Source organism: Paenibacillus mesophilus (assembly GCF_005938385.1).
GTDB classification, from domain to species: Bacteria; Bacillota; Bacilli; order Paenibacillales; family NBRC-103111; genus Paenibacillus_AB; species Paenibacillus_AB mesophilus.
On the sequence record NZ_VCRA01000005.1, the window covers coordinates 124096 to 136896 of the forward strand.

A 12801-nucleotide genomic window follows, 5' to 3' on the forward strand; every position below is an offset into this window, starting at 1 on the left:
ACTTTTGCATTTTGCCGGAAAAAGACAAAAGCGAAGCCCGCGGCGCCCTAAGGCCCTCGAAGCTTCGCAAAAGGTAAACGACAGCCGATTATTCCGTTAGCCGGTCAAGTTATATGGCGGTACTTCTCAAGGCTGATCCATGCAACACATGCTCGATCAAGATTCGTTCGTTCGCCTTGGCATCGTCGGGATGGAACGCATGAGAAGATTTGGGCGCCCAGAAAAACTTCTTGCCGTAAGGCGCCTCCAAATTCTCGAAGTAACGGAACGCCAGCTCCGGCATGACGTGCTTCTCCTGAGATCCGTGTATGAACACGACCGGCACCTCTACTCTCCGCACCTCGGAGAAAAAGTCGAAGCTGTTCAAGTCTCGCAGCATTTCATCGGTATAGGCAAGTTTGAAGCCCGATACAAAAGATTGAAACACATCCTTCAGCGAGTAGTCGGGCGATTTCAGCATAATCCGGAGCGTCTTATAGAACGTAGCGGAGTTATTGTCGCCGGCGTCGTGAAACATCGAATTATTTCGGATCAGCCATTTTCTTATAACGGACCACTGCTTGAAGCTCTCGAGGTACGGCGGCTCGCCCACCTCCGACAATTCCTTCAGCATTCCGGAGTGGTCCGTCCGCTTCGCTTTGTCGAGCAGCCAGTTGTAGCACAGCTTATCGTTCTCGACCCAATTCGTAATTTGCGAGAAAGCGGTATAGGAGTGAAACTTCTCGGGATGCCGGTGTATGAGCGGCAAACCGATAACGCTTCCCCAGGAGTGAGCCGCCAGATGGATTCTAGGCTGCCCGAATCGCGACCGCAACTGATCGGATAATTGTGCGGCGTCGCGTATAAACTGCTCCAGATGCATCGTTTGCTTCGGAATATGCTTCGAATACGACTTTCCCGTTCCGCGCTGATCCCAGTACACGACCGTAAAATGCTTCACCAGCTCCTTCGTGCAAGTGATCAGGGCATAATCCGTCCCCCGGCACGAAACGCCCGGAACCGGCATGCTCGGACCACCGTGAATGAACAGCAATACCGGGTTGGCGGGATTATGGCTTTGAATTAGAATCGACTGCATGACGCCGCCGATTTCGAGCTTCTCGATCGTATTGATACCGTGGACCGGGATCGAATAATCATTGTTTTTGCCCATAAAGATCATAACGAACACCTTCTATACTCGTATACGTTCGATAAAAAAAGCGGCATGCTCATACAGCTGCGCCTCCAGCTCCGATGTATCCTTGTTATCAAACTTCAATATCTGGTATTCCATGAACATCGCGAACACAGGGTACTGGTACTCTCTAGCCAGCGTCTTGGGACGGAGGCTGCGAATCTTCCCCGCCTCGATCATTTTGCCGAACATGACCTCCAGAAACCCGATGCTTTGCCCAAAAACGTCCTGCAGCAATATTTCCCTCGCCCTTTGGTGACTGAACTGCTCGATGTACAAAATTCTCGATATTCTCGACATCTCCGGATGATCCGCAATATGCGTTTTGTAGTTTTCGATCCCTTTGCGTAAAAACGCTTCCGGAGTCATCGCGATCAGGATGTCTTCCATCATCGCCGGAGGGGGGAAAATTTTCTTGTATCCTTCCTGGAACCGAGCGAATATCGTCAGCAGTATATCTTCCTTATTCTTGAAATGATAATACAGCGTACTTTCTTTAATCCCCACTACGCCTGTAATATCCCTTATGGAAACGGAGCTGTAGCCTTGCCGGGAGAACAGGTCGATGGAAGTTTCCAGAATACGGTCTTTCGTATTCACAAGATCACCCCTGTCGCATATTCTAACGAACGTTAGATAGTACGTCAACATCTATTATCCAAAAAAAAAGACCGCTAGCCACAGCGGTCATCAGAAATGTATATTGGTTCTCACGCAAACTAATAGACGTCTCTTCTCGTAAACGAAACGAATGAAACCGCCAGCGCCAAAGCTCCCCACACCAGCAGCACCATCAAAGAAAAGCCCAAAGACATGCCTTCGATCGGCGGAGCCGCATTATGGAGGTAATCGATCAGCTTCAGGTTGACCATGAACAAATATTTCGCCGATTCCCACGAAGCGATCATCGAGCTCAGTATCGTTCCGGCTATGAGACACGACAGCATGATCCCCATGACCGCCGCGGTGCTGCGCAGCAGAACGGACAGCATGAATGTAATCGTAGCGACGACGGTCGAAACGAACCACGCGAGACCGAGCTCCATCCCAATAAATTGCCACTGGGACACCTGCTGCACACCCGACACATCGAGCAGTCCGTCATCGACCGCAAATCCGATAAGAACCGGCGCCGTCCAGCCGCTAAAGCCGAACACCGCCCCTGAAATGACGGCCGACAGCAGGCCGAACGTCAAAATAATCATCGACACGGAAAGCAGCAGCGCCAAATATTTGCTCAGCAATATTCGCCATCTCTTTACCGACCGCGTCAGCAGCACTTTCATCGTCCCAGCGCTATGCTCGGAAGATACCAGATCGGCGGCCAACACCATCATCATTAGCGGCAGCAGCAAATTGATGCTGTTCTCCACGAATCCCCTCACGAAAGTCGGGGCACCCGGCTCGGACGGATTGATATCATGGTCCAAATAATACCTCTGCTGGGCGACGCGAATCGCCAATTCTTTACGAGCTTCTTCCGTCGTGCGGCTGTTCTTCATCCGGTTCTCCCAACTGAAGATCCGCTGCTCCAAGGCGATGCGCCAATTCACTTCGCCGACGCGCTTTCGGTTCTCCTCCGCCTGCCGGTACTGCGCATAAGTAAACACGGAAATGAGCACTCCGAGAATTAGCGAGACTACGAGCAGCTTTCGTTTGCCGGTCAGCTTCACCATTTCGTTATAGACCAGATTAATCAATGCCGTGCCCTCCCGTCAGCTCGATAAACAAATCCTCCAACGAGGGCAGCTTGCGGCTCATCTCCAGCACGGTCACGCCCGCTTCGACCAAAGCCCGGTTCCACAGCCCGACCTCGTTCTCGATATACGGAGTGATCACGACATCCCCTTCCTGCTTTACCGAATCGCTAAGCTGCTGCAGCACTTGTGTTCCCTTCGGCAAAGGAGACAGTCGCCAGCTTACCCGCTCCTGCTGAGCCAGCAAACTCTGAACCGTGCCTACCCGGACGACTTGACCTTTGGATATGATGGCGACACGGTCGCACATGAGCTGAATCTCGCTCAGCAAATGACTCGAGACGAGCACGCTCAAGCCTTCCTTCTCGGCCAAATAGCGGATGAATTCCCGCATCTCGCGAATGCCGGACGGGTCCAGACCGTTAGTCGGCTCATCCAGAATAAGCACTTTCGGCTTGCCGAGCAAAGCTTGCGCGATGCCTAGCCTTTGACGCATGCCGAGCGAATACGTTTTCACCTTATCGTGAATGCGCGCGGTCAATCCGACCAGGTTCACTACTTCCGTAATGCGCGCCTCGTCAATCCCGTTCATCATCCGGGCAAAATATTGCAAGTTGCTCCATCCGCTCAAATATTTGTACGACTCCGGATTTTCTACGATGCAGCCCATATTCCCCATCGCTTCCGGGAACTGTTTATGAATATCGTAGCCGCATATGCGTATCGTACCCGCCGTCGGTTTGATCAGCCCGACCAGCATACGGATCGTCGTTGTTTTACCGGCGCCGTTAGGCCCGAGAAAACCAAATACCTCTCCGCGTTTCAGCTCGAAATCGATGCTTCGAATAATTTCCCGCTTCCCGATCACTTTCTTCAAGCCCTGCACCGATAAAGTTATCTCGCTCATAGTATCACCACCCTACCATTTCATCAAAGCAGCTACCCGGTCCCCGATCAAACGGTAACCGGCGGCATTAGGGTGGAACAAGTCTCTTGCCAGCACATCCTGCACCTTCAATTGGAACAAATCGAAAGTGGGAACGACGACGGTTTGCGGATATCGGCTTGCCGCTTCGGTGACCTTATAGTTCCAGTCTCTTACGATCTTGGTCGTGACAGCGCTATCCTTAAGTTCGATGAATGGGTTATACAAGCCGATCAGGAAAATAGTCGCGGCAGCGTTATGTTCCCGCAGCTGCTTCAGAATCGTGTCCAATTGGCGTAAAAATTCGTCTTGTATCCCTTTTACGTTTTTGTCGTCCAAATTGCCGAGCGTCTCGCCGCCGCGGAACAGATCGTTGCCGCCGATGCTGACTACGATGACGTTTGCGGCTTTGATTTGATTCTGAATATCGCTTTTCTGGACAAGCGAAACCAACTGAGCGGAGGTTTGCCCGTTTACACCGTAATTTTCTACTGTAATCGGCTGCTTCGACTTCTCCTTGAGTCGATCGAGCATATAGCCGACATAGCCTTTGCCCGCCGGGTCTCCGGTCCCTCTCGTTAAAGAATCGCCTAAAGCGAGCAGCCGGAAGCTTCCGTCCTCCGAAATCGGCTTGGGAGGCTCGATTACGACCGCAGCCGGTACCGCCTGCGGAGCGGCCGACACATCATTGAAGTAGTAGAGGAGCGTCATGGCAAGCCCCCCTACCCATACAAGCCCAAAAAAGGCCGAGACGACCATGAGCCACTGCACCGATCTTACCTTCATCGCGCACTCCCTTCTAATTATCGCTATTTGCCCTATTTTATTAGTCTAGCATACGAAGCTGAAAAGAAGCTTAAACAGATATTGTAAACGCGTTCTTCCTTCCGAATTTTTTATTTTATCATATTAATATTTAACTCTGTGAAATCAATTTTGGATTTGCGCAAATCGATAATATTAATGACATTAACAAAGAAAACCGCCTACGGCGGTTCATGTTTACAAACTGAATAGGTTCCGGTTCAAGGTCAATCCTTGTTCCAGGAAGAAACGGGTCAGCTCGCTCCGTTCCTGCTTCTGAAGCAAGAGGATTCCATCTATTCGACCCTCGTTCAAAAGAGCGGCAGCCTGCTCCGGGTGTTTGGCGTTCTTTGACGAGTCGAAGTAATAGTGAATGCGCACTGGGCAGTGAGGAAACACCTTGCGCGCGATATCCCTGGTGAGCTTCCTGTTTGCAAAAACGGCAAATCGGGGCTCCATGGCAAGATGCGAGTATTCGAATTCGCGAAGGCGCCGAATGCAGCAGCGAAGCTTCTCCATATAAGTTCTCGCTCCGTTCCGGCGGGAAAGGGAGTCGGAATGGATTCTGTACTGATATAGCACCTGCTCCACCTTTTCGATCGGACCGATCTGAAAAAGTCTAAGCCAAAGGTCGTAATCGTAAGCTATCCGATATGTCGGATCGTAGCCCCCTGCTTTGAGAAAAGCTTCTTTCGAAAACAACGAGCTTCCATGACACATCGGACAGACGAGGTAGCGGTTCCGGTAAAGCTGCTCCCCTCCCGTGCCAAAGTTGAGATTCGTCTCGGCTCTTCGAAGCTGGACCGGATCGACGCCGTTCCCGCCTATGCAAGCAATCCGCGAGCCTACTGCGACAAGCTCGGGACGTTTTCGGATATAGTCGGCTTGAACAGACAGCCTCTCCGGCATGCTTATGTCATCGGCATCGTGAATGGCAATCCAATCTCCATCCGCTTTTCCTACAGCGAAGTTCAATATTTTGGCGGCTCCGTGGTTCGCCGTTCGTCGGATTTTTTTCACCCGAGAGTCGGCAATTGTGCCGAGAATTTCCGGCGTACGGTCCGTCGACCCGTCGTCGACGACGATGAGCTCGAAATTATCGTAAGTTTGTGCCAAGACACTGTTAACGGCTTGCTCCAAGTATCGTTCCCCGTTATAGACCGCCATCACTACGGATATTTTCATCATTGCACCCCCAATCTCGGTCAATCAGTTTCATTACCTTATTCACTCAGCCCCTCTACGTTGTGGACGTATCTCAAATGTCTCTGTCCAATCCTGTCGAGATTCACAGCATATGATACTAAAGTATCCCTCATCCCATTTATAAAAGGAGGATCAGGTTATGTCTCACACTCATCCGATCCGGAGCAATACGCGCATTGATATTGTCATTCCGGTCGCTCCGAAAGACGCGGCCGTGCTGCCATATACGATAGAAGGCGCGAGACGAAACATCCTTCATCCGATCGGTAAAATCGCTATCGTCGCTCCGAATGATCGCGGCATCAGAAAATTGTGCGAACAGTACAAGTGCGTGTTCTTTGATGAGGCCGCTGTCGTTCCGATCGCCAAGAACAAGATCGACTACTCCGTAAACGGGATAGACAGATCAGGCTGGTTATTCCAGCAGCTCATCAAATTTAGCGGGAATGTCGTTTGCAGTGAGGAGCATTATCTCGTCATAGACGCCGACACCGTATTCATCCGTCCGAACGTTTTCATGGAAAACGGCAAAACGGTGTTTCACTATGCGGACGAACATCATTTGCCGTATTTTGTCGCCTATGAAAAGCTGCTGGGTCAAAAGGCGGTTTCTGCCAAATCGTTTATCACGCACTATATGCTCTTTGAAAAATCGAAGGTGGAGCTGCTAAAGAAAACGATCGAGGAACGGTTCAAAATCGCCTGGTACGAAGCGATCCTGCAGCATGCGGATCGTTCCCACACTTCAGGCTTTTCCGATTACGAGACGTACGGCAACTTCGTATTGTCCCGCTTTCCCGGTCAGATGGTCATGAAGTATTGGCACAATTACAGCTTAAGTCGTTCGGTCACGAAGAAAACGATGCAGAACGGCATTCCGAAACTCGCGGCCAAGTATAACACCGTATCGTTCCATAGCTGGAACCAGTAATCGGTTATGACCGGCGGGGAGGAATTGCAATGCACCATCAAAGCGACACACCGGTAATCGCGATGTCAACCCTCGGCAGCAACGGTCGTTTCGGCAATCAGATCATCCAGTACGCGTTTCTTAAATTGTACGCGAACCGTTTCGGGTTGCGCGTGCAAACCCCTCATTGGATCGGTTGCGATTTGTTCGGTCATCGCGATGAACCTATCGGCCGGAAATACCCCATAGTCCAGGAGGAGAGAATAAAAAATAAAGAAATGCTGCTTGCGGAGCCGCAACCGCGCCTGGTCAACGTGGACATCCAAGGCTACTTTCAATTTCACACCCGTTATTACGCGACTTATAAAACCTACTTTCGTTCCTTATTCCATCCCGTATCTGAGGTAAGGACGGTCGCTAAGAAAGGTTTGCGCCGATTGCGCCGGAAAGGAAAAACAATAATCGGATTGCACTTGCGTAGAGGAGACTTCCTTACCCGCCAGCAAACCGGAGCCGACAAAAAATTGTATTTTATACCGCCTAACGAATGGTATATCCGATGGCTTCAATCGGTTTGGCCTCAGGTTGAGAAGCCGGTCCTATATATTGCAAGCGACGCGCCGGATTCCGTTGTTTCGGATTTCTCCGCATTCAATCCCGTCACTTGGCGATGCTTGTTCGAACCGTTCCCGATTGCCGATTACTATATGGATCATTACGTCCTTAGCCATTGCGACATGCTGGCCATTAGCAGCAGCTCGTTCTCTTACACGGCCAGCATGCTCAATAAACACGCCGCATTATTTGTTCGTCCCGATCAGATGCGCGGCGCACTCGCGCGATATAATCCTTGGAACAGCAGCATCAATCCGTGGATTCACCTAATGGGGCTATAATGACTAAAGCCGGTTTCATTAGAACCGGCTTTTTTTCCTTTAAACCGTAAATAAGGTGCGGTTTATTTCCATTCCGTGCGCTTGAAACGATTCGGTCATCTGTTGGATGGCCGCCTTATCAATCATTACACTTATAAGAACACCGTCTAATTTTTGGGCAGCGATCCAATCGATTACTTTGGGGATGTTAAGCACATAATTTCCATGAATATACACGGATACTCTGCAGCCGGTTGCAGGGACGATTATTCGTTTCAGATTGCTGCATAGCCACTGCGGAGCGAATACGGCGAAGCGCGGGCTGTCAATCGCATCGCCGTAGCATATTTTGCGGATCGAAATGAGAGCGCTCCTTAGTTTTTCATCATACGTATCGGTCCATTTCTTGTTGGAAAGCGAAGACGCATGCACCCGGTAATGATACAAAACTTTATTTACTTTGCCTATCGGACCGAGATCGATTAGACGGGTCCAAAGGTCGTAGTCGTAGGCGATTTTGTACTGCGGATTATAGCCCCCGGCCTTGATATACGCCTGTTTGGAGAAGACGACAGAACCATGGCATAACGGACAGGCGCTGAAGCGGCCCTCTTTGATTTGCTTCGGAGTCACATAGGAGTTGAAGGCAAGCTCGGTCGACTGAAGCAGCTGCCGGGGAAGCGGGGATTTCCCGAGAATACATTGGATAAGCGATCCAACCGCCACATGCCCGGGATGCTTGTGAATATATTTGGCTTGCTTCGCGAGTCTATCGGGATGGCTTATGTCATCCGCATCGTGGATCGCGATCCATTCCCCTCTCGCCATCCGTATGGCTACGTTTAGCGCATTTGCCGCCCCCCGGTTTTTCGGCAAGTGGAACACGCGGAATCGCCGGTCTTGAATTTGATCCAATATATTTCGCGTACGGTCCGTAGATCCATCGTTTACAATAACGACTTCCATTTTTTTATACGTTTGCGCCTGGAGGCCATCTATTGCTTCTTGCAAATACATCTCGCCATTGTGAACGGCCATCGCCACCGAGATAAGCATGTACGCTCTCCTTCCGATCAGTCGTAATGGGGTGCTACCACTATTTTATGATCGGTGCAAGGACTTGCCTTAGTCGGGTGACCGGTTGGCGGAAAATTGGTCGGCGCTTTGTTGAGCATAAGTCCAATCCGGGTTACCTATTCGGTCATAGCATACTAGGAACGAATATGGGAGGGGGCTGATAACATCTATGGAAAAACAAATGGACGATTGGATCAAAACGGTTGATTCCATCGAAGGATGGTTATGGAACTCCGAACCGGCCGCATTGATCCATTTGCCAGTCTTCGTCGATCATGTGCAGGGTGAAATCGTGGAAATCGGTTCGTTCAAAGGAAAAAGTACGGTTGCCATGGGACTTGGGAGCAAGCATCTCACTAAGCAGAAACGGCCGATTCATGCGATCGACCCGTTTGCATCGGATTTTTATTTATACAAGGGCAACTACTTCCAGGAATTTTGGAAAAATGTAACGATGGCCGGGCTTGCCGATGCCGTCTCCCCGATTCGAAAGCTGAGTACGCAAGCGTACAAGGATTGCCCCAAAAAAATCGCCTTGTTATTTATTGACGGAAATCATGATTACGAAATGGTCCGTCACGACATTCATCATTACGCCCGCAAAGTCGTTCGCGGCGGACTTATCGCTTTACACGACTACGGGAAGCCGGATTGTCCGGGGGTAGTGAAGGCCGTTGACGAATTTATGCAGCACAATCCGGGATATGTTCATTTTTGCGACTACTGCACATTGCGCGTCATCCGCAGAAGCGATTGAAAAGGAAAACCCTCCAATTTGCAAACCGGCAAATTCGAGGGCTCTTTTCGTTTGGTTATCGAAGCACGTTGAAACGTTTTCGATGCCAATGCCATGCGTGATCCAACATGTCCTCCAAAGATGAGAACTCCGGCCTCCACTGCAATTCCGCCCGTGCGCGCGAAGGATCGCAAACAAGACGATGTGAATCACCAGGTCTTCGAGGCGTTATACGCACCGTGATCTTAACGCGTGTGACCCGTTCGACAGCGCGAACCAGCTGCATAACGGAATGCCCATGTCCGCTGCCCAAGTTATAGCTCGCGGCGGAATTTCCGCGTAACAATTTCTCCATCGCTCTTACGTGTGCATCGGCCAGATCGGCTACATGAACATAGTCGCGTATGCAAGTGCCATCCTCCGACGGATAGTCGTTGCCGTAAATGTCTATGTGCGATCTTCTTCCCGCAGCGACATCCAATAGGAGCGGAATCAAGTGGGTTTCCGGATCGTGATGCTCGCCGATCTCGCCTTCCGGATCGGCGCCGGCTGCATTGAAATAACGGAGGGAAACCGATCGCAAGCCATAGGCGTAATTGAAGTCCTGCAGCATCGATTCCGCCAATGATTTCGTACGACCGTACAGACTGATTGGGGAATGCGGATGCTCCTCCTTGATGTTATCGGTGGATGCCAAACCGTATACCGCGCAAGAGGAAGAAAATACAATGTTCTGAACGGCCGAACTCTTCATCGCTTGCAGGAGGGAGAGCGTGCCGGCCACATTATTTCGGTAGTAGGATAACGGGTCGTGGAAAGATTCTCCGACATAAGCGTAAGCGGCGAAATGAATGACCGCATCCGGCGAGTACCGTTTAAGAGCGAACATTAACGATTCGGTGTCTAGAATATCCCCTCGTACGAGCGGTCCCCATTTTACAAAATCGGCATGACCTCTCCTTAAATCATCGTAAACGACCGGCAAGTACCCCGCTAGGCTCAACCGCTTGCAAGTATGCGAACCGATATAGCCGGCTCCACCGGTAACCAATACCACTTTGCCCATTTCTCGCCCCCTTTGTCAGGCGACATGCAAATGATAGTTACTATATGATCGAATCGGCCATATGGATATAGTCATTCGTACTCACTTAACGGGTCCCGACGAACCGATCTCCAAACTAACCGTCACTCGAATATCCGCCTCGGCCACCGCTTCACCCCAGTGATCCTCCACGTTTTTGAACCTTTTGTATTCGGCGGCCCGTGCATAAAGCCCGAGCCCGATCGGATCGATACGGTATTGTTTGATTTTCCGGACGAGGTCGTCGAATTGTTTTTGCACTTGAGAGGTAATCGAGCTCTCCAGCTGTTTCTGTTGATCTTGCGCATGGTATGGAAATAAGATCTCCGTCAACGCTACGCGCATATCGACCCGAATGTCGAAGTGAAACCGGCCCCCTGCGTATGAAGTTACGATGTTCGTGTTCACTTTCTGGGTGCTTAGGCTTAACCGATCCGTATAGAACGGTCCCCGCTTCGATTCGCCGGGAATCGGGATCGTTAGACTGACGGACTTTTTGGCTTCTTTTTGCAAAATTTGCATGAGAACCGTTTCCTGTCCGTTTAGCGATACGACGTATTTACCCTTATGATCAAGCAGGGCCATGCCTTGGAGCACAATATCGTCATGGTCCAAGTAAGCCTCCGAAATATACGGGGTCACCCCTTTCTCGTATAATTGCCGGTGCAGCTCCTGCAAAGTCGTTCTTACCGTTTCCGAGCGTGCGCTTTTTGCATCGATCATTCCGCGCAGCAGCATCGGAAGCATCGGCTGCTCTTTCTTGTCCAGGTATATGATGTCGGAGAGCGGTCCATTGTAGACAACGACACTCGGGGTTAACGTATTCCTCGAATCGCGAAAATAAACATCCATCATGCGAAACCAATCGGCGTGCTGCAGCATCCGTTTGCCGATCAGTACAATCTGAAGCTTTCGGCCATGATAAGCTCCCGCTGAACGGGCATCCTCTTGCTCTCTCGCCTCGCGGGAGGTATTCGCCTCCACCACAATCTTTTGCATTTTCTTTCCTCTGTGCTTGCCGAATATCGGATTCGTTACATACACCAGCATATTGTTATCCGTATCGAGATCATAACCTACCAAGAAAGGGGATGACGCCTCCTCCAAATCCAATCGGTCATAGCATCCCTGGACAAGGGCGACAGCTGCAGCGATCCAGAGGAAGCCCACAAGCTTTCTCAACCGATTGTTCATGCGTTCTTCCTCCTCCGAAGGCGATCATATATCCATATATAGACGAGCATACAAACGGGAAATACGATCTCGAAACCAACAGCCATCCTTGTCAAAATAGTCTCCATCCGATCGTTCTGATTAAACGTGGGCACGAAAAAGAACGAGCTTACCGCAAGCATCAGCCAAAGCAGCCGCAAATGGCTGCGGTGGTCCTGCTTGCCGAGCAACCAGCTTGTACAAAATACGCACATGTATATGGCGGATATCCACGCTAATGAAAAAATAAATAAGTAATACGCGATAAACAGAACTTCGACCCGCTCGACGAACTTGAACTCGATTGTTTTCAATACATTGACGACAGGCTCGTTAAACTCCCTGATTTCGTCCGGACTAAAGTAGACGAAGCAGACAAGCGTAACGAATACGAAAACAAACATCGATAGCGTATTGGATATGACGATTCCGGCCGAAGCCATACGCTTGTTGCGTAAAAACGGATAAAAAATAAATACGGCTCCAAGTCCGGTATAAGAAAGGATAACGTCGTGCACCGCCGAAAGAACGGGCTTCCAACCTTCCTTAAGCACTGGAGCAAGGTGGAGCCAATGGGCGTCTCCGAGCGGTAACAAATAAATGAACGGGATCCATAACGAGATGAAAATAATAAGCTCCGCATATCTTCCCAAAACACGAAGCCCACTGCGACCAACGGCATATGCGGGAAGAAGCAGCAGAAGCATCGTGATATAGACGGGAGTTTGCGGCAGAAGCCATACTTTCGTATACAGCACCGTCCTGACGAGTCCGGTATAGCCATAGTAAAGAATATAAAAGGCGAACAGGATCGCTCCCGCTCTCCCTATCCATTTGCCAAAGTATCGCGTCAGTATATCCGGCAAGGTGCCATCAGGGTGCTTCTTCATCACTTGAACGATGACCAGACCGGCCATAACGGATATGATCCAGCCTGCTATTATCGCCATCCAGCCGTCGGTACCGGCCCGTTCGGCCAATACTTGCGGCAGCGCCAGCAGTCCGACGCTTACCTGCAGTCCGAAATTGAGACATATAAATTGCATGAGAGTGATTTCATTGAATCGGTATGTTTTCATTTCCGTCACCCTCCGGCAT

General features: G+C 50.3%; 13 protein-coding genes. 3 read left to right on the forward strand and 10 right to left on the reverse strand.

Annotated elements, in window-relative coordinates; translation table 11 throughout:
• Nucleotides 1–109 precede the first annotated feature (109 nt).
• The 6 genes from FE783_RS10510 to FE783_RS10535 all read right to left on the reverse strand — a co-directional run bounded on the left by FE783_RS10510 (nt 110) and on the right by FE783_RS10535 (nt 5791).
• Nucleotides 110–1162 (reverse strand): alpha/beta fold hydrolase, encoded by a 1053-nt coding sequence (locus FE783_RS10510; RefSeq protein ID WP_238402981.1) that lies wholly within the window; start codon nt 1160–1162, stop codon nt 110–112.
• A gap of 12 nt (nt 1163–1174) precedes the next feature.
• Nucleotides 1175–1777, reverse strand: a complete 603-nt coding sequence (locus tag FE783_RS10515) for a TetR/AcrR family transcriptional regulator (RefSeq protein WP_158301720.1) — start codon at nt 1775–1777, stop codon at nt 1175–1177.
• 119 nt (nt 1778–1896) lie between these two features.
• Nucleotides 1897–2877 carry an ABC transporter permease gene (locus FE783_RS10520; protein ID WP_138879310.1) on the reverse strand — a complete coding sequence of 327 codons (981 nt, stop codon included), beginning with the start codon at nt 2875–2877 and terminating at the stop codon, nt 1897–1899.
• Nucleotides 2870–3781 carry an ABC transporter ATP-binding protein gene (locus FE783_RS10525; protein WP_138879311.1) on the reverse strand — a complete coding sequence of 304 codons (912 nt, stop codon included), beginning with the start codon at nt 3779–3781 and terminating at the stop codon, nt 2870–2872. The genes FE783_RS10520 and FE783_RS10525 overlap by 8 nt, the downstream gene beginning before the upstream one ends.
• 12 nt (nt 3782–3793) lie before the next feature.
• Nucleotides 3794–4585, reverse strand: a complete 792-nt coding sequence (locus FE783_RS10530) for a GDSL-type esterase/lipase family protein (RefSeq protein WP_138879312.1) — start codon at nt 4583–4585, stop codon at nt 3794–3796.
• 216 nt (nt 4586–4801) lie between these two features.
• Nucleotides 4802–5791 carry a glycosyltransferase family 2 protein gene (locus FE783_RS10535; RefSeq protein WP_138879313.1) on the reverse strand — a complete coding sequence of 330 codons (990 nt, stop codon included), beginning with the start codon at nt 5789–5791 and terminating at the stop codon, nt 4802–4804.
• A gap of 157 nt (nt 5792–5948) precedes the next feature.
• Between FE783_RS10535 and FE783_RS10540 the strand changes: the two genes are divergently transcribed.
• Both FE783_RS10540 and FE783_RS10545 read left to right on the forward strand, forming a co-directional pair.
• On the forward strand, nt 5949–6740 hold the full coding sequence (locus tag FE783_RS10540) for a DUF6492 family protein (RefSeq protein WP_138879314.1): 792 nt from the start codon (nt 5949–5951) through the stop codon (nt 6738–6740).
• A 29-nt stretch (nt 6741–6769) separates the two neighbouring features.
• Nucleotides 6770–7615: an O-fucosyltransferase family protein gene (locus FE783_RS10545; RefSeq protein WP_138879315.1), complete on the forward strand. Its 846-nt coding sequence runs from the start codon at nt 6770–6772 to the stop codon at nt 7613–7615.
• A gap of 39 nt (nt 7616–7654) precedes the next feature.
• Here FE783_RS10545 and FE783_RS10550 read toward each other — a convergent pair whose 3' ends face one another.
• Nucleotides 7655–8650: a glycosyltransferase family 2 protein gene (locus FE783_RS10550; protein ID WP_138879316.1), complete on the reverse strand. Its 996-nt coding sequence runs from the start codon at nt 8648–8650 to the stop codon at nt 7655–7657.
• A 190-nt stretch (nt 8651–8840) separates the two neighbouring features.
• Here FE783_RS10550 and FE783_RS10555 point away from each other — a divergent pair, with 190 nt between their 5' ends.
• Complete coding sequence (locus FE783_RS10555; protein WP_138879317.1) at nt 8841–9428, forward strand: class I SAM-dependent methyltransferase; 588 nt, start codon at nt 8841–8843, stop codon at nt 9426–9428.
• A gap of 55 nt (nt 9429–9483) precedes the next feature.
• On the opposite strand, the gene galE is transcribed toward FE783_RS10555, so the two are convergent.
• The 3 genes from galE to FE783_RS10570 form a co-directional block, all read right to left on the reverse strand.
• A complete protein-coding gene (gene galE / locus FE783_RS10560) occupies nt 9484–10473 on the reverse strand; it encodes a UDP-glucose 4-epimerase GalE (RefSeq protein WP_138879318.1) in 990 nt (329 codons plus the stop codon).
• A gap of 81 nt (nt 10474–10554) precedes the next feature.
• On the reverse strand, nt 10555–11685 hold the full coding sequence (locus FE783_RS10565; RefSeq protein WP_138879319.1) for a Ger(x)C family spore germination protein: 1131 nt from the start codon (nt 11683–11685) through the stop codon (nt 10555–10557).
• Nucleotides 11682–12782 carry a GerAB/ArcD/ProY family transporter gene (locus FE783_RS10570; protein WP_138879320.1) on the reverse strand — a complete coding sequence of 367 codons (1101 nt, stop codon included), beginning with the start codon at nt 12780–12782 and terminating at the stop codon, nt 11682–11684. Before FE783_RS10570 ends, FE783_RS10565 begins: the two co-directional genes overlap by 4 nt.
• Between the last annotated feature and the right edge of the window lie 19 nt (nt 12783–12801).

Excerpts from the sequence above, each read along its gene's own strand:
- FE783_RS10510 (WP_238402981.1), bottom strand. The coding sequence starts at position 1,162 with ATGATCTTTATGGGCAAAAACAATGATTATTCGATCCCGGTCCACGGT.
- FE783_RS10525 (WP_138879311.1), bottom strand. The coding sequence starts at position 3,781 with ATGAGCGAGATAACTTTATCGGTGCAGGGCTTGAAGAAAGTGATCGGG.
- FE783_RS10530 (WP_138879312.1), bottom strand. The coding sequence starts at position 4,585 with ATGAAGGTAAGATCGGTGCAGTGGCTCATGGTCGTCTCGGCCTTTTTT.
- FE783_RS10535 (WP_138879313.1), bottom strand. The coding sequence starts at position 5,791 with ATGATGAAAATATCCGTAGTGATGGCGGTCTATAACGGGGAACGATAC.
- FE783_RS10540 (WP_138879314.1), top strand. The coding sequence starts at position 5,949 with ATGTCTCACACTCATCCGATCCGGAGCAATACGCGCATTGATATTGTC.
- FE783_RS10545 (WP_138879315.1), top strand. The coding sequence starts at position 6,770 with ATGCACCATCAAAGCGACACACCGGTAATCGCGATGTCAACCCTCGGC.
- FE783_RS10550 (WP_138879316.1), bottom strand. The coding sequence starts at position 8,650 with ATGCTTATCTCGGTGGCGATGGCCGTTCACAATGGCGAGATGTATTTG.
- FE783_RS10555 (WP_138879317.1), top strand. The coding sequence starts at position 8,841 with ATGGAAAAACAAATGGACGATTGGATCAAAACGGTTGATTCCATCGAA.
- galE (WP_138879318.1), bottom strand. The coding sequence starts at position 10,473 with ATGGGCAAAGTGGTATTGGTTACCGGTGGAGCCGGCTATATCGGTTCG.
- FE783_RS10565 (WP_138879319.1), bottom strand. The coding sequence starts at position 11,685 with ATGAACAATCGGTTGAGAAAGCTTGTGGGCTTCCTCTGGATCGCTGCA.
- FE783_RS10570 (WP_138879320.1), bottom strand. The coding sequence starts at position 12,782 with ATGAAAACATACCGATTCAATGAAATCACTCTCATGCAATTTATATGT.